Source organism: Flavobacterium chilense, assembly GCF_001602525.1.
GTDB lineage: Bacteria > Bacteroidota > Bacteroidia > Flavobacteriales > Flavobacteriaceae > Flavobacterium > Flavobacterium chilense.
Genome location: NZ_LSYT01000011.1, coordinates 85,959 through 102,663, shown reverse-complemented (window position 1 = coordinate 102,663; position 16,705 = coordinate 85,959). Strand labels below are relative to the sequence as shown.

Here is a 16,705-nt window from a genome sequence, read left to right as displayed (position 1 = left end):
GATTTTTGAAGATTTAAGCTGATTTAAAATGATCTATTCATTATTTATCTATTAAAACCTGTTCAAAAAACGAAATAAAAAAGAAAGAAAATTCTTTATTTTTGAATCAAATTTAAAATTAAAGAATGATGACAGAAAATGAGATTTCATATTTAGTGCGCGGAGCTATTTTTAAAGTATATAATAATTTGGGACCTGGATTATTCGAATCTGTTTATGAGAGTGCTTTGTTTTATGAATTGACAAAAATTGATTTACATGTTCAAAAACAGGTTGAAGTTATAATTTCTTATGAAGAAATAACATTAGAACCTGCTTTTAGAATTGATCTTTTAGTAGAAGCCAAAGTAATAATTGAATTAAAATCAGTTGAAGAATTAGGAGCAATACATTATAAACAATTTGCTACATATCTAAGACTAACAAATAAAAAATTAGGATTGTTAGTCAATTTCAATACGTTAAATATCTTAAACGATATCAAAAGAATTGCTAACAAAATATGAAATCATATTTTATCTGCCTAAATCTGTAAAATCTGCGTGAAACAAAAACACAATCCAATGAAAACATTCAAATCGGTTTTTGAAAAATATAACTGGGATTCCATTCAATCTAAAATACACCAAACCTCATCAAAAGATGTTGAACGTTCTTTGGCTAAAACCAAACGAAATCTCGATGATTTTTTAGTTTTGATTTCTCCTGCTGCTCAAAATTATCTGGAGCAAATGGCGCAGGAATGTCATCAGATAACAAAAAAACGTTTTGGAAAAACCATTCAGATGTATGCTCCTCTTTATTTGAGCAACGAATGCCAGAACATCTGTACTTATTGTGGTTTTAGTCTCGATAATAAAATCAAACGAAAAACCCTTTCAGATAATGAGATTAAAATTGAAGTTGAGGCTCTAAAAAATATTGGTTTCGATCATGTTTTACTAGTTACCGGTGAAGCAAATTATACCGTAAATATTAATTATTTTCTAAATGCAATTGCTTTGATACGGGAGCAATTTTCGATTATTTCTGTCGAGGTTCAACCGCTTTCCACAGAAGATTATATTCGTTTGCATGAAGCCGGAGTATACTCCGTTTTAGTCTATCAGGAAACTTACCATCAGGAAGTTTACAAAAAGTATCATACAAAAGGTAAAAAATCCAATTTCGATTATAGGCTCGAAACTCCTGACCGAATTGGAACTGCAGGAATTCATAAAATCGGATTGGGGGTTTTATTGGGTTTAGAAGACTGGAGAACAGACAGCTTCTTTAATGCCCTACATTTGGATTACCTTCAAAAAACCTATTGGCAAACCAAATATTCTGTTTCGTTTCCACGACTTCGCCCCGCTGAAGGTATTATTGAACCCAACTTTATTATGGATGACAAAGATTTGACACAACTAATCTGTGCTTATCGATTATGGAATGAAGATTTAGAAATTTCTATTTCTACACGGGAGAATGAAAAATTCAGAAACAACATTATCCCAATTGGGGTTACTAGTATGAGTGCAGGTTCTAAAACAAATCCGGGAGGTTATGTTGTTGATCCACAATCTTTGGAACAATTCGAAATCAGCGATGAGCGCTCTGCAAATGAAATATCAAACATTATAAAAAATGCAGGCTATGAACCTGTCTGGAAAGACTGGAACAAATCATACAGTCGAAAGTTTTAAAGTCGAAGGTCATAAAGTCCAAAATCATATATCATCTGACTTTAATCTGCTTCCACGGCTTTTGACATTTGACTTTCAAATTTTAAAACTAAAAAAATGAGTATTATACAAGAATTTTTACGTTACAACAGGCAAACCATATTACCTGAAATTGGCGATGAAGGGCAGGAAAAATTAAAAAGAGCAAAAGTATTGGTAATTGGAGCAGGTGGTTTAGGCTGTCCGGTGCTGCAATATCTTTCGACTGCAGGTGTGGGTTATATTGGTATTATGGATTTTGATCGTATTGAAATTCACAATTTGCATCGTCAGATTTTATACACTGAAAATGAAATCGGGCAAGAAAAAGCCCTTGTTTCTCAGGAAGTAGTTTCGAAACTGAATCCTTTAATCGAAGTCGTGGCAATTCCGGAAAAGCTAACGGCCGAAAATGCAGTGAGAATTATAGAACACTATGATATTGTTGTAGATGGTTCTGACAATTTTGCAACACGTTATTTAGTCAATGATACTTGTGTTCAGCATGGGAAGTCTTTAGTTTATGGCAGTATTTTAAAATTTGATGGACAAATAGCTGTTTTTAACCATAAAGAAAGTAAAAATCTAAGAGATTTATTTCCGGAAATGCCGGATCCAAAAGAGGCTCCAAATTGCAATTTAAATGGTGTCCTGGGCACTCTTCCCGGAATTATAGGCACTATGATGGCTCAGGAAACACTCAAATTAATTTTGGAATTACCCACTTTAAAAAATGAATTGATCCTCTTTAATACGCTAAACTGGAGTTTTACAAAATTAAATTTTTAGATAGCAATTATATTGATGATTTCTCACTTTCTAAAATAGCCATAAAGTCTTCTCGATCAATTTCGCGGCAGCCCAGACTTTCTAAATGCGGATTATAAACCTGACAGTCCAGTAATTTGTAATTCTCTTTTTTTAAATGATTTACCAAAGCGATAAAAGCTACTTTTGAAGCATTAGATACTTTCGAAAACATACTTTCTCCACAAAACACATGTCCCAAATCGACACCATACAAACCTCCTACTAAAACCTCATCCTGCCAAACCTCAACAGATTTTGCAATTCCCTGATGGTGTAGTTCACAATAGGACTTAACTATTTCATCAGAAATCCAGGTTCCGTCCTGACCATCACGTAATACTTTCTGGCAGTTTAAAATCACATCTCTAAAACAGGTATTAAACGTAACCGTAAACAGCTTTCTGTTTAAAATATTTCGCATGCTTTTAGAAACCACTAATTCATCCAAATACAATATCATTCGTGGATCCGGTGCCCACCACAGGATTGATTCTCCTTCATTAAACCAGGGAAAAATACCTCTTTTATAAGCTAGTTTTAGCCGTTCCGGACTTAAATCACCTCCAACTGCAAGAACTCCTTCTTCATCGGCTTCTGAGACGGGTGGAAAATATAAATTTTCAAATATAAAATACATCTTTAAAGAATAATCAATTTTTAAAATTGTTTTAAATGCACTACAACCTGGATTTCTTTATACCTAAATAACATAAATATACCTGGTTTTCAATACAAAAAATTCCAAATCCCAAATACATCTGAATGATTTGGAATTTGGAATTTGATAAATTGTTATTTAGACTTCTTAGAACGGTAAATCGTCCGGTTCGTCTTCGTTTACATTCGTTGCCGGTGCAAAAGCTTCTGCTGCTGGCATTGGAGGTGTCTGTGCAGGACCTTCAGGAGCTACTCTTTCAATTCTCCAACCTTGAATACTATTGAAATATCTGGTTTCTCCTTGAGGATTAACCCATTCTCTTCCTCTTAAATTGATAGAAACTTTTACTGCCTCACCTTGTTTGTAGCTACTTAATAAATCGCATTTATCTTGTGTAAATTCGATCAAAATATGCTGTGGATACTGCTCATCTGTGGTAACAACCAACTCTCTTTTTTTGAATGCAGCACTAACTTGTTGCTCTGGGTTAACCACTTTTACTTTTCCTGTAACTTCCATCTTCTTCTATATTAATTATTGTTTCTTTTCTTACTTCTTTGCTAAAAGCACTTTCCAGGCAGATGAAATATCATCTTTGTTAAGGTATTTTTTGGCTTCTAAATGTACTTTTTCCTGGTCATCTGAACTCAATACTCCTTTTACCGAAAAATTTTCCTTCACAAATATACTAACTTCTTCCGTTGTAGGCAAGGCTTCTATATTACCTAATTTTCCAAAATCATTTCCGTTAAAAACGGTACTTTCTTTTATATGATTTGGTATGGCATCTACACCTACGCCTAGTGTTGTTAATGGTTTTGGCACTTCAAAAAGCCCTTCATTCGATCTTGAATACCAGTTACTTCCTAATCTCGAAACCAAATCAATTTTATGTTGGTCAATCGCTCCGTTTTCATCCAGAATCGATTCATGAATATGAATTTTAACAACTTCACAGAGAATCAGGTTTCCTGCTCCGCCCTGATCCCCTAAAGGAATAATCTGCGTAACTTTGCATTCAAATTGCACCGGAGACTCTTTTACACGATACGGTTTTACTAATTCTGACGGAATTTGTGTTAATCCGGCCTTTACAAATTCGTTTACACCATCTCCATATTCTGTACTCGCCAAAGATGTTTGCTGTACTAAATCATAATTTACAACATTAATTACGACTTCCTTTGTTGCCTCAGCATTAATTAATGTATGTTTTATGGTATTGTCACGCACTCGTCTTGCTGGTGAAAAAACCAAAATTGGCGGATTGGCACTAAACACATTAAAGAAACTAAAAGGAGACAAATTTGGGATTCCTTTTGCACTAATTGTACTGGCAAACGCAATTGGTCTTGGTCCTACAGCACTTTGCAGGTAACCCTGTAATTTTGCTGTTGGTATCTCTTTTGGATCGATACTAATCATATTTTTTCTTTTTAACCGAACCTCATTTCGGCAAGTACAAAAGTATAGAAATCGTTTAATCCAAAGAAATAGTTTTCCATTTAAAAACCAAAAATCTTTAGCAATTTACAAAATATTAAATGTGTTTATTTCGTTATATTTATACCTCAAAAATATACTTATGTCTTTTTCCGAAAGAAGAAATACAACCCGCTGGATTATCATTTTTATTTCCTTTTTAATCATTTCTTTGATTCTCTGGAACACTTATACTTTTTTTCAGATTTTTAAAAATGAAGAAAGACTGAAAATGAACCTTTTGGCAAATGCACAAAAAACACTCGTTAATGCTGATGAAAATACAGATTTAGATTTACCGCTTCAAATTATAAACAACAATACCTCGGTACCTGTTATGTTAACGATGTATGACAAGGTAATTAATTCTGTAAATGTTCCGGAAGAGATTCTGCAAAACAAAGAAAAATCAATTTCCTATCTGAATAATCTAAAAAACGAAAATGATCCAATTGTTATTGAATATGCTCCCGGAAAACATCAGGAATTGTATTATGGTAATTCGGCATTACTCAATAAACTAAAATATTATCCTGTTGCTTTATTATTGATTATCTTTTTGTTTGGTGCACTAATTTATAATTTTTACAAAAGCACTAAAATGGCTACCCAAAACAAACTTTGGGCTGGAATGGCAAAAGAAACAGCACATCAGATTGGAACACCTTTATCCTCCTTAATTGGCTGGGTTGAAATATTAAAAACAGAAGATATTGATGCTTCTATAACAACCGAAATTGAAAAAGATGTCGAACGTTTACAGACTATCACAGACCGTTTTTCTAAAATTGGATCGGTTCCTGTATTAGAAACGCATGATATTGTAGCCGAGACTTTGAATTCGTATGAGTATTTACAATCTCGTTTTTCTAAGCAGGTTGCTTTTTCTTATCACGGTACAAAAGAGCCTATTCTGGTTATGATTAACCCAACTTTACACAGCTGGACTATCGAGAATTTAGTTAAAAATGCCATTGACGCAATGAAAGGAAAAGGAACATTGGACCTTCAAATCGAACAGGACGCACAGCATGTAAAAATAAATGTAAAAGATTCAGGAACGGGAATCCTGAAAAAACAGTTTAAAACCATATTCGAACCTGGTTTTACGACCAAAAAACGTGGCTGGGGATTAGGCCTTTCTCTTACTAAACGAATTGTAGAAGAATACCACAATGGAAAAATAAAAGTTTTAAATTCTGAAATTGGAAAAGGCACTACTTTTCAGATTTCATTAAACAAAAAAGTGTAGCAAAAATCATTTTTACTACACTTTATCTTTTTTTATTTTGATTAGCAAATCGAGTTGAATTGAGATTTTTTGAACACAAAAAGGTTTCGACTTCCCTCAATCTGACAGTATTTTTACAAATTTGCCTGAATGCTCTTAGCCAAAGTTTCAAATTCTTCTTTAGAAAGAGATACTTTATTTTGAAAACGCATTTCATCCATTTCGTTTAACGGAATCAAGTGTACATGCGCATGAGGAACTTCCAGACCAACAACAGCAATTCCTACTCTTTTACATGGAACTGTTTTTTCGAGTGCAACTGCAATTTTTTTTGAGAATTTCATTAATCCTAAATACAACTCATCATCCATATCAAAAATCTTATCGATTTCTTGTTTCGGAATACAAAGTGTGTGTCCTTTTGCATTTGGATTTACATCTAAAAAAGCCAGATAATTATCGTCTTCGGCAATTTTATAGGCTGGAATTTCTCCGTTTACTATTTTAGTGAATATACTGCTCATTGTTTATTCTTTTATTTCATTAATCGGTTAACCAACTTAACGATTAAACGGTTAAACTTTAAAAATTAGTCTCTTGAGATTTCCAGAATTTCGAATTTCAAAACGCCATTTGGCACTGTAATTTCGGCTACTTCCCCAACAGATTTCCCTAGTAAACCTTTTCCAATAGGAGAAGTTACAGAAATTTTCCCTGTTTTTAGATCTGCTTCACTTTCAGCAACAAGTGTATATTTCATTTCCATTCCGTTGCTTTGGTTTTTAATTTTTACATTAGAAAGTACCAAAACTTTCGAAACATCTAATTGCGATTCGTCTATTAATCTTGCATTAGAATACACTTCTTCCAGTTTTGCAATTCTCATTTCTAACAAACCTTGTGCTTCTTTTGCCGCATCATATTCAGCATTTTCAGATAAGTCACCTTTATCTCTTGCTTCTGCTATATCTTGAGATGCCTTTGGACGCATTACACTTTTTAAATGCTCCAATTCATCTTTTAATTTTTTTAATCCTTCTGCGGTATAATAAGATACTTTACTCATAACTTCATCGTTTATATAAATACAAAAAATCCCATTGGGATGGGATTTTGTATTACAAATATACTATTATTTTTTATAGTACATAATTATATGTTAATCATATAGATTTCAAATCTAAATATTTTATTTTTGTTTCACTAATTCTTATTAAAATAATGAAAAAATTCTGGCTCTTAATTGTGTTCGTATCTGTGCTTTTTTCTTGTAGTGATAATAGCATCAGCAACAAAAATCCTTACATTCCGAGTTATGCCGTTAATCTGTCTGTTGATATGAATTTACCAGCCTATTCGAATCTTAAATTTGTAAGTAATGGTGTTATCGTTCCTAATTACGGAGCAAAAGGAATTATTATTTTTAATGCAGGAAGCGGTTATAATGCATTTGATGCAGCATGCCCTAATCAAGCCATTAATTCATGCAATGCCATGACCATAAACGGTATCAATGCTGTTTGTTCGTGCGACAAGACAGAATATAGTTTGTTTACCGGACTTGGCGGAAAAGAATATCCATTAAAACAATATCGTGTCGAAGTAAGCGGAACTGTAATTCACGTTTATAACTAAAATAAAAAAAGCCTGAAAATTTAAATTTTCAGGCTTTTTTTATTTTTGACTTTTTTTTTTAGAATTTCAAAGTCAATCCGGCTAAGAAGTTAATCCCTGCTTGTGGATAATAGTATGGATAAATATCCCACATGGCTCCGTTTGAAACATATTTTTTATCCAGAATATTGTTTACTAAACCAGTAATTGTAATTGATTTAAAAATAGATTTTGGTTTAATCTCATAAGACACATTCAAATCGTTTACAAAATAATCAGCCAGTTTTGCTGATGGTAATTCGATATTGTTCATGTATTGTTCGCCAACATATTTTTGCAACAATGAAATATGTAAACTCTTAATTGGACTGTAAACAATTATGTTTCCTGCAATAACTTCCGGAGAATATGCAATTTTAGTAGTTCCATAATATTCTCCTTCAACTGCTAAATCAACATTTTTGTTGCTGCTTAAAGTAAAATTTGGTCTAATAATAAATTTTTCTGAAAGTGAAATTGTGGCATCAAACTCAAAACCTAAACGGTAACTTTTTTCAGTATTAGCACGAATTGGTGCTCCAACATCATCTAATCTTCCGGTTAAAATCAACTGATCTCTGTAGCCCATATAATAGAAGTTAGAGTTTAATTGAAATTTCTCTGAATTAAATCTCCAGCCTAATTCAAAATCATTTAATTTTTCAGGCTTTACATTTCCGCCTTCATAATCGGTTCGGTTCGGTTCACGATTAGCACGTGCATATGAAAAGTAAAGATTATTTTTTGAATTGATTTCGAAATTTAAACCTGCTTTTGGGTTAAAAAAGTTAAAGTTATCATTTACTAAACCTGTCTCGGCGCTATTAGCTTTGTAACGCACATTTCGGTATTGTAAATCTCCATACAAACTTAATTTTTCAGTAAACTGATAGTTTGCTTTTGCAAAGATATTTCCATCAGTTTTTGTTGAGAAATCATCATAATAGTGATTTCCCAATTCAGACTGCGCTGAATATCTTGCCCAAATTACTTTTCCGTAATGATCTCCTTCGTATTTATTCCAGCCTCCACCTATAATAACATTCAGTTTTTCTTCTGTATATTTTACAGAGAAAGTTGTTCCGTAAAAATCATTGTCTAGCCACTTCTGACGAATCAAATCAGTTCCGGGAACTAATTCTCCTAAATCATTCTCAACTTGTTTCGTAGGCTGAATTGGTCCATATCCGGCAATTGGTTCATTATATTTGTAATTCTCATAATAACCTAATCCTTTTGTATAGTGAAAAGCCAGATTTGTACTCCATTTATCAGACCATGATTCACTCCAATGTAACTGATAATGGTTTTGTTTATAATTATCGGTTTCATTATCATAAAAATGCACATTGCCTGCCTCATCTTTGTACTTTCCTGCAGAATTATAAGTACGATCTGAATTTAAAGTTTCTGCATCAATTCCATTCCAGGACTGATACGTTTTTTCAGTCCCACCAAAAACCAAAGCTTTAATTAAAGTTGTTTTTCCAACGTAAGTTCCCTGTAAAAAATATGATTTTAAATCTGAACTGGCGCGATCTACATAACCATCAGATTTAATGGTAGACAAACGTCCTGCCAACTCAAAATGATCGTTTAATAAACCTGTACTAAACTTTACCGTATTTTTATTTGAATTAAAGCTTCCGTATGAACTTGAAATTTCGCCATTCGCTTTAGAAGCATAATTGTCTGTCAGCATATTTAAACTTGCTCCAAAAGCTGAAGATCCGTTTGTAGAAGTTCCAACTCCACGCTGCAACTGTAAACTTTCTACAGAAGAAGCAAAATCAGGCATATTAACCCAAAATGTTCCCTGACTTTCGGCATCGTTATAAGGAATTCCGTTGATAGTTACGTTAACTCTTGTAGCATCACTTCCACGAACTCTGATTCCGGTATAGCCTATTCCGCCTCCCGCGTCTGAAGTAGTAACAACAGATGGTAAATAATTCATTAAAACCGGAATATCCTGTCCAAGATTCCTGTATTTAATTTCTTTTTTATCCATATTACTAAACGTAACCGGAGTTTTTGACGTAACACGAACTGCCGAAACTAACACATCATCCAGTTTATTAACCTTGGTTGAATCCTGTTCTTGTGAAATAGAAGAAAGAGAATAGAGGAAAGAAAATAGAATAAAAAAAACAGGTTTGATTCTGGTTATATTTTGAACCTTAGAACCTTTGCAACTTAGTACCTTAGTACCTTGAAAAATAGTTTTCATCCGTAAAAAAATTACGAATAAAAGGGGGAATTATTCTTTTGTTAAATTAATAAATGTTTCACGACAAGATATAGTGTGCACGCTAAAATTGTCGTTTTCCCTTAGCAACATTACTCGCTCAGGTTCTTTGGGTATGATCTCAGCTCGTTATTTAGAGCACCCCTTTGAGACAGTGCAAATGTACTGTTAAAAATTTCAAAAATCAATGGCAATTTCAAAAATCAAAACTGGCAAGTAATTTTAATCATCTGCTCACAAATCAATATACTTATATCTGCTTTTTACAATATAAAGTTTTCGCATTAACTCTCTATATTCTAGAATTTCAAAAGAATTAAATTTTATTTTTTTTTCAGAAAACAAATAAATTACAGTTTCTTTACCATCATGAATATTGTATACAATTCTTCTGACTTTTGGGTTAACTTTATAATCTTTCTCTGAAATTTTATCAATATCACCTATGGAAATTGTTTTTTTCAGAAAGAAAAAAGGGTATTCAATTATGAGATTCGATGATGTTAGCGTTATTATTTTCATTCTTAAAACCAACGTCAAAGACCATAATCCAAAAAAAATAAATACACCCAAGCAAATGTAATACAGAACTTCAGCTGTTTTCAAATTCACAGTTTCAGTAGCCCGCAACGAATTGGATCGAGAATGGTAAATCACAAAGATCATCCAACCAAAAAAAGCACCTCCTATAATTGCCCAAAATATTGATGCAAAATTTGGCAAAGTTTTAAATAGTACTTTTTTCGATTTTGAATTCATTTAATTTAAAACTTTATTGCTAAAAAAGAGTATTATTCTAAATTTGGTTTTCTTCTTGATTGTTTAAGATCAGAAACATTCTTCTTGTCTTTAATTCGTTTTTTAATTACCGATTTAGGAATTTTAGTTGCTTTACGAACTTTAGGAACAAACAATCCTTTTTTAATAATCTCTAAAAAACGTTTTACAACAATTTCTTTGTTTTTAAGCTGGCTTCGGTCTTCGTCACAGTTTAAAATCAGGATATTTTCAGTTGTTAAGCGAGCTGCAATGTTCGTTTGTAAAAGCATTTTTTCTTCTTCAGATAAAGCCTGAGAAGTATTTAATTCAAAAGTTAAAACCACTTTTGATGAAACTTTATTCACGTTTTGTCCGCCGGCACCGCTGCTTCGAACGGCTTTAAAACTTAACTCTGATATAATTTTTTCGGTATCCATTATTGTGGCTGATGTGCTGCTTTTAATAAATCATTTACTGTTTTCACAGGATTAAAGGTAATTAACGGAACGGCAACAAAAACAGTTAACCAATTTGCCATTGAACCATTCCATAAACCCGGAAGTTCGTAACTTTTTACAGGTTTTCCCTCAACACTTTTTTCTACAATAAATCCGGATTTTTGATCTACAAATTGTTTCAGATTAAATTTTTCGCCTTTATAATTTTTAATTCCACAAACTAAATCAACAGGATTAAAGTGTGTTGATTCTTCCAGAATTTCAAGTTGTTTTTTGTTATTTAAATCAACCTGAGATGTTTCTACAATCTGAAGGGAAACTTCCCCTTTTTCATTCATTACCCAAAATGGTCCTCCACCCGGTTCTCCTTCATTCTTAACCATTCCGCAGACTCTTATTGGCCTGTCTAATAAATCTTTAATTTTCGCAATTTTATTCTCAAAAGTAAATTTATTAAAATCTTTAGTCATTTTAATATTTAACTTTTGTGTTAGAAACGCAGCAATCTCTATAAGTTCATTTTCAGAAATTTCTCCCTTTTCAATAGCTTTCAAATAACCAAATACTTTTTGCTGAACCTCAATTAAGATTCCTCCTAAAGCTTTTTTATACAACGTAATTTTATCAATATGGTTTTGAATTACATTATCGATATTTTTAATAAAAATAATATCTGAGTCAAGATTATTAAGATTTTCGATCAAGGCTCCGTGTCCGCCTGGTCTAAAAACTAATTCACCATTATTATTTTTGACAATTTTATTTTTTAAATCAGCATTAATAGAATCTGTGCTTTTATTTTGATAAGAATATCCTATGTTGATTTTTGTTCCTGAAGGCTTTTCAATCTTCTCTTTTACCTCATCAACTGCTTTTTCAAATAACTCCTGATGTATTTCTGAAACTGTAAAATGTAAATTTGAAACATTTTCTGATGTTGCATAATGCACGCATTCATTTAAATGTTCTTCAATTGGGTTTGCTATATGGGTTTTATATAAGTGAAAAGGTAAAACAGCCTTTGGTTTATTTGCAGAATTAAAATACTCCTGAGATAATAATAATTTGATGAAATAGTAATTCTTATAATCTCTTTCTAAAGTTTCAAAATCCGGATAAATTTCTCTTAACTTTTTGTCAATCGTTTCAAAAAAAGGAAACTTTTCCATACCAACAATAAAAATAGCCAGTTCTTTGTCATTTTTTCTGTTGATGTATGCGTTTACCGTTTCTTTTTCAATATCAAAATCATTCAAAAAAGCCGTTAGAAATTTGAACATTCTGGTTGCTGCACCAGAAGCGGGAACGAATTTCTTAATTTTTAATTTTTCTTTTTGTTGATCAAAAAAAGCTGCTTTCTTTTCAAAATCATCTTCAGATAAACTTAGAATTCCGTTATCAATTGTTGCCGGAGCTATCAGATTAGCTTTTGCAATTCCGTTTTTAAAAATTTCTAACTGATTTAAAATATTTTCAAAAGGGATTCCGTGACTGTAAATCTGAACAAAATCAGCTGATAAAATTCCGTGTTGTTTTGCCAGTGTCAAATGATCTATAATAGCTGTAGCTTGTGACAAACGACTTTCTTTATTACCAGAAAGAGTTATGAAAGGCTTTCCGGATTCAATTAAGGCTTGTTTAAAAACAGAAAATATAGATTCTCTTCCTTCCGGAGTATCTCTGATGTCATCTTTTTCCCAGGGAACATCGATGTCTGTTAAGAAAAACAAATCATATTCGTGCTCCAGAGCTGCTTCGTTTAAAAGCGGATCGCAAAATCCGTAGTACATTTCAGAAAAAACCTTGGTAACCATTAGATTAGTATCTGAAAACAAATATTTTTTTGCCGCAGAAAGTTTTTCATTCTCTAAGGCAACTTGTCCGTAAGCAATAGGCATCATATCATCAGCTGCACATATATGCTGATTCTCTTCCCATTTTTCCTGCAAATAATCGCGCGCAAATTCCGGAACCCATTCGGTTTCGTAATATTCTGCGAGTTGTTTTGCTAAGGTTGTTTTTCCTGTACTTTCAGGACCAAATAATGCAATTTTTATGATAGCTGTTTTTTGCTGTCTAAGATTTTTTTCCATTCTAAATAAGCTGAAATAGCCAAAATTGTAAAAATTAAATACTGAAGTGACAGCATCCCCAGGCCGCGATAAGCATAAAGAGGCACTACAATAATATCGCCAATAATCCAAAGTGTCCAGTTCTCGATTTTTTTTCTGGCCATGTACCACATTCCTGCAAAAAATATTCCGGAAGAAATCATATCGACATAATTGTCTTTTTTGATTTCGTAATCAAAATATTTATAAATGCCGAAAACTACAAAAATGGTCACAAAAAACAATAAAACTCCAATTATTTTTTCATTAAGGTTTGTTCTTGTAATGGGTAGATTATCTTCAACAGTTCCGCCTTTTGCCCATACATACCAACCATATATACTCATAATCGAGAAATATCCATTGATAATCATATCGCCAATATATCCTGCAATGAATAAAAGATATACCGAAATGACAGTAGCAATTAATCCTGTTGGATAAACCCAGATGTTTTCTTTTTTGGCAAACCAAACACTTAAAATACCAAAAACAAATACCAGGAACTCCAGGGCTATATGCCATAAAGGTGCATTTTTGTAACTATCAAGAAAAAAGTCAATCATGTTTATGGTATTTGCGGGCTGTTAAAATCTGTTTTATGAATCAAAAAAATGGCTGTCATTTTCAAAAGCAGTTCCTATAACTACTAAATCAGCACCAGCATTATGCGCCATTTTAATTCCGTGCAAATCTACAATTCCTCCTCCAACAATTACAGGAATTTCTATGTTTTGAACAATTAACGAGATCATTTCTAATGGCACAGGTTTTTTAGCTCCGCTTCCGGCTTCTAAATAAATCAATTTATTACCCAGCATTTCACCAGCCTGAGCTGTTGCAAGAGCAAGATCAAAATTTTCTCTGTTAAGCGGCTGTGTTTTACTAACACGTGCAACGGCAGTTTCATTACCACTTTCAATTAAAATATATCCGGTAGAAATCACTTCAAGATTTGTTTTCTTTAAAATTGGAGCTGCCTGAACCTGATATTCTATTAAATAATCCGGGTTTCGACCGGATAATAAAGAGAGAAATAAAATAGCATCAGCCTGTGGTGAAATTTGCGATGGATCACCAGGAAATATTATAACCGGCAGGTTTGTCTTTTCTTTTAGCTGAGCAATTAAATCTTCTAAAATATCATTTTGAACAATACTTCCACCTACAAAAATATGTGTTGCAGGAGATTGATTTATTTTGAGTAATAAATGATCTAGGTTTTCCAGAACAATTTTATCCGGGTCTAAAAGTATGGCCAATAATTTTTGTCCGTTTTTCTTAGCCTCTAAAATTTGTTGATGGATAGTGGTAAGTATTCTTTGCTCCATAATGGCTGTAAAAGTAAAAAGTTTTTAACGTAGAAGAACTATTTCGAATGAATTATATTTGTAATTCCTCTGTTAATAATCCAAGAAGATAAATTATGATTGCGACTGAATTATTAGAAAAGTATGGTGCGCTAAAAAAATCTTTCAGCAAAAATGAAATTGTTTTTGAGGAAGGGAATTTACCAACACATTATCACCAGATCATTTCGGGCGAAATAAAAATGAGTAATTATAATGATGACGGACGGGAATTTATTCAGGGAATTTTCTACAAAGATCAGTCTTTTGGGGAACCACCATTATTTTTGAACCAAAAATATCCTGCTAATTCTATTGCTGTTGAAGACAGCGATATTCTTGTGCTTCCTAAATCTGATTTTATGAAGTTATTAGAAGAAAATCCAAAAATCAGTATCAGGATAATCGAAAACTTAGCGCAGCGATTGTATTATAAATCAGTTATGGCAGCAGAAATTTCGACACATGAACCGGAACATCGTGTTTTAAAATTAATTGATCACGGAATCGCATACTTTAATTTTAAGAAAGACTCAAATGGTTACTTAATCAATTTTACCAGACAGCAAATTGGTGATTTAACCGGTTTACGGGTAGAAACTGTTATTAGAACAATAAAAGCTTTGGAGAAAAAAGGCGAATTGAAGATTGTAAACAGAAAAGTATACAGATAAAAAAGTTCCTGTTTTATGATTTAAATCATAAAATGCAGCGATAAAGTGCATGTACCTTTGTGGTATAAAAATCTCAATATCATGACACTATATCAAACAACATTCGAAAATTTCAATAAAAACTATATGGGTTCTGCTGCAATGGCTGTAATTGGTCAAAGCTGTTTAGGTGGTGCTGCAGCCATGTACGTTTTGGCTAACGGAACTTCAATACCTCAAATGATACAGCTTGCTATTATTGTTCTGGCATGTGTTTTTGCAAACACTTCTATATTGGCGCAAATGAAACATAAAATGGTTTTTAACCTTATTATTGTAAGCACACTTTTGAGTGTGTTCTTTATCCTTTTAAATAGTTTTATTCTATGAGAAAACAAATAGAAAACAGAGCTGATATTACTTTTTTGGTTCATCAGTTCTACGCTAAGATAAGAGCCGATGAAGAGATCGGCTTTTATTTTAATGAGATGATTACCGATTGGGATGCACATCTGGAAAAACTGACTGATTTTTGGGAAACCAATTTATTTGGTGTAAAAAAATACAAAGGCAATCCGCTTGCGGTTCATAATGAAGTTGACGAGCACTTTGAGGGTAAAATCACTTCGAACGAATTCGGAATCTGGCTTAACTATTGGTTTCAGACTTTAGAAGAGTATTTTGAAGGTGAAAATGTAGAAACGCTAAAACGACGCGCCAGAAAAATGGGCACTTTTTTGTTTATGAGCATGTTTGAACAACGCAAAAAAGAAAGTGAAGTGTAAATTATTTTTCAAAAGCATACACCAGAGTGAAGTTTTGTTCTGAATTGTCAGATTTCATTTCCTCGTAATAAACATTAAAGTCCTTAATCAGATTATCAAAATGTAAACTTGCTGTGGTTTGATTTTCGTTTAACGAAAAAGTATCTACTTTGATATGATCTTTAAAACTGATTCCTTTTTCGTTTCTGATTTTAAAGATCGCTTCTTTTGCTCCCCAGATCACAGTAAGTTTTTTTATGTATTCCTCAAAACCATCAGGATTCAGGTAATCGAATTCTGTATCTACAAATTTATCAGCGATTCTAAGGATTTTTTCACGTTGTAACTCCATATCGATTCCTACAGTTTCATGACTGATTATTATAGCTGCAAAATGATGCGAATGCGTAATGGAGATGTGATTGTGACAATTAAAATATGGCTTTCCAAATTCGTCATAATGCAAGTCGTGATCTGTAAAACCCATTTCCTGAATTAACATTCGAACACTCAAAAAAGCACGCTGATGCATTTGAGATTTCATTCCGTTTAGTCTCAACTGTGTTTTTTCTTTCAATACTACTTTGCTTAATAATTCCTCCAGAGATTCAGTTATTTCCCAAATTAAGATTTTAGTCGTTTCGTTGAATTGTATGGTCTGAAATAAAGGCATTTTTTAATTTTAAATTATGAGTTGAGAATTATGAGTTTTTAAACCATATAAGTTAAAGTAAGAAAATATAACCCCTGGTTCAAAAAAATGTATTACGTAAATTTAAGCAATTCAAAACAAAGCGTATTACGAGAGAATCCTTTTTTAAATGAG

At 32.5% G+C, this 16,705-nt stretch carries 20 protein-coding genes; 8 read left to right on the top strand and 12 right to left on the bottom strand.

Annotation, left to right across the window (positions count from 1 at the left end; all coding sequences use genetic code 11):
* Positions 1–128: 128 nt before the first annotated feature.
* From A4F88_RS22245 to A4F88_RS22235, 3 genes are all read left to right on the top strand, one after another.
* The gene (locus A4F88_RS22245; protein WP_068844967.1) at positions 129–506 is read left to right on the top strand and encodes a GxxExxY protein; all 378 of its coding nucleotides are present in this window, start codon (positions 129–131) and stop codon (positions 504–506) included.
* Between the two features lie 57 nt (positions 507–563).
* Positions 564–1,685, top strand: a complete 1,122-nt coding sequence (gene thiH / locus A4F88_RS22240) for a 2-iminoacetate synthase ThiH (RefSeq protein ID WP_068844966.1) — start codon at positions 564–566, stop codon at positions 1,683–1,685.
* Positions 1,686–1,781: 96 nt separating this feature from the next.
* Positions 1,782–2,492 (top strand): HesA/MoeB/ThiF family protein, encoded by a 711-nt coding sequence (locus A4F88_RS22235; protein ID WP_068844965.1) that lies wholly within the window; start codon positions 1,782–1,784, stop codon positions 2,490–2,492.
* A gap of 7 nt (positions 2,493–2,499) precedes the next feature.
* Here A4F88_RS22235 and aat read toward each other — a convergent pair whose 3' ends face one another.
* From aat to A4F88_RS22220, 3 genes are all read right to left on the bottom strand, one after another.
* The gene (aat, locus tag A4F88_RS22230) at positions 2,500–3,150 is read right to left on the bottom strand and encodes a leucyl/phenylalanyl-tRNA--protein transferase (protein WP_068844964.1); all 651 of its coding nucleotides are present in this window, start codon (positions 3,148–3,150) and stop codon (positions 2,500–2,502) included.
* A gap of 168 nt (positions 3,151–3,318) precedes the next feature.
* Complete coding sequence (locus A4F88_RS22225; protein ID WP_068844963.1) at positions 3,319–3,690, bottom strand: DUF3127 domain-containing protein; 372 nt, start codon at positions 3,688–3,690, stop codon at positions 3,319–3,321.
* A 30-nt stretch (positions 3,691–3,720) separates the two neighbouring features.
* Entirely contained in the window at positions 3,721–4,596 is an 876-nt protein-coding gene (locus tag A4F88_RS22220; protein WP_068844962.1) for a flavin reductase family protein, read from the bottom strand.
* 160 nt (positions 4,597–4,756) lie between these two features.
* Between A4F88_RS22220 and A4F88_RS22215 the strand changes: the two genes are divergently transcribed.
* The gene (locus A4F88_RS22215; protein WP_068844961.1) at positions 4,757–5,905 is read left to right on the top strand and encodes a sensor histidine kinase; all 1,149 of its coding nucleotides are present in this window, start codon (positions 4,757–4,759) and stop codon (positions 5,903–5,905) included.
* A gap of 113 nt (positions 5,906–6,018) precedes the next feature.
* On the opposite strand, the gene A4F88_RS22210 is transcribed toward A4F88_RS22215, so the two are convergent.
* Together A4F88_RS22210 and greA are read right to left on the bottom strand one after the other, a co-directional pair.
* Positions 6,019–6,408 carry an HIT family protein gene (locus tag A4F88_RS22210; RefSeq protein WP_068844960.1) on the bottom strand — a complete coding sequence of 130 codons (390 nt, stop codon included), beginning with the start codon at positions 6,406–6,408 and terminating at the stop codon, positions 6,019–6,021.
* Between the two features lie 65 nt (positions 6,409–6,473).
* Positions 6,474–6,950, bottom strand: a complete 477-nt coding sequence (greA, locus tag A4F88_RS22205; RefSeq protein WP_053472608.1) for a transcription elongation factor GreA — start codon at positions 6,948–6,950, stop codon at positions 6,474–6,476.
* Positions 6,951–7,105: 155 nt separating this feature from the next.
* On the opposite strand from greA, the gene A4F88_RS22200 reads away from it, so the two are divergent.
* Entirely contained in the window at positions 7,106–7,519 is a 414-nt protein-coding gene (locus tag A4F88_RS22200; RefSeq protein WP_068844959.1) for a Rieske (2Fe-2S) protein, read from the top strand.
* A 58-nt stretch (positions 7,520–7,577) separates the two neighbouring features.
* On the opposite strand, the gene A4F88_RS22195 is transcribed toward A4F88_RS22200, so the two are convergent.
* The 6 genes from A4F88_RS22195 to A4F88_RS22170 form a co-directional block, all read right to left on the bottom strand.
* Positions 7,578–9,767 carry a TonB-dependent receptor gene (locus A4F88_RS22195; protein WP_068844958.1) on the bottom strand — a complete coding sequence of 730 codons (2,190 nt, stop codon included), beginning with the start codon at positions 9,765–9,767 and terminating at the stop codon, positions 7,578–7,580.
* Positions 9,768–10,019: 252 nt separating this feature from the next.
* Entirely contained in the window at positions 10,020–10,544 is a 525-nt protein-coding gene (locus A4F88_RS22190; protein WP_068844957.1) for a hypothetical protein, read from the bottom strand.
* A 32-nt stretch (positions 10,545–10,576) separates the two neighbouring features.
* Positions 10,577–10,981: an alternative ribosome rescue aminoacyl-tRNA hydrolase ArfB gene (gene arfB, locus A4F88_RS22185; protein WP_068844956.1), complete on the bottom strand. Its 405-nt coding sequence runs from the start codon at positions 10,979–10,981 to the stop codon at positions 10,577–10,579.
* The gene (locus A4F88_RS22180) at positions 10,981–13,095 is read right to left on the bottom strand and encodes a DUF4301 family protein (protein WP_068844955.1); all 2,115 of its coding nucleotides are present in this window, start codon (positions 13,093–13,095) and stop codon (positions 10,981–10,983) included. Before A4F88_RS22180 ends, arfB begins: the two co-directional genes overlap by 1 nt.
* Entirely contained in the window at positions 13,056–13,679 is a 624-nt protein-coding gene (gene pnuC, locus A4F88_RS22175) for a nicotinamide riboside transporter PnuC (protein ID WP_068844954.1), read from the bottom strand. Before pnuC ends, A4F88_RS22180 begins: the two co-directional genes overlap by 40 nt.
* A 33-nt stretch (positions 13,680–13,712) precedes the next feature.
* The gene (locus tag A4F88_RS22170) at positions 13,713–14,444 is read right to left on the bottom strand and encodes a phosphoglycerol geranylgeranyltransferase (protein WP_068844953.1); all 732 of its coding nucleotides are present in this window, start codon (positions 14,442–14,444) and stop codon (positions 13,713–13,715) included.
* A gap of 95 nt (positions 14,445–14,539) precedes the next feature.
* Between A4F88_RS22170 and A4F88_RS22165 the strand changes: the two genes are divergently transcribed.
* The 3 genes from A4F88_RS22165 (at position 14,540) to A4F88_RS22155 (ending at position 15,900) form a co-directional block, all read left to right on the top strand.
* On the top strand, positions 14,540–15,136 hold the full coding sequence (locus tag A4F88_RS22165; RefSeq protein ID WP_068844952.1) for a Crp/Fnr family transcriptional regulator: 597 nt from the start codon (positions 14,540–14,542) through the stop codon (positions 15,134–15,136).
* An 81-nt stretch (positions 15,137–15,217) separates the two neighbouring features.
* A complete protein-coding gene (locus A4F88_RS22160) occupies positions 15,218–15,505 on the top strand; it encodes a hypothetical protein (protein WP_068844951.1) in 288 nt (95 codons plus the stop codon).
* On the top strand, positions 15,502–15,900 hold the full coding sequence (locus A4F88_RS22155; protein ID WP_068844950.1) for a group III truncated hemoglobin: 399 nt from the start codon (positions 15,502–15,504) through the stop codon (positions 15,898–15,900). The genes A4F88_RS22160 and A4F88_RS22155 overlap by 4 nt, the downstream gene beginning before the upstream one ends.
* A 1-nt stretch (position 15,901) precedes the next feature.
* Here A4F88_RS22155 and A4F88_RS22150 read toward each other — a convergent pair whose 3' ends face one another.
* Entirely contained in the window at positions 15,902–16,552 is a 651-nt protein-coding gene (locus tag A4F88_RS22150; protein WP_068844949.1) for a 4'-phosphopantetheinyl transferase family protein, read from the bottom strand.
* Positions 16,553–16,705 lie beyond the last annotated feature (153 nt).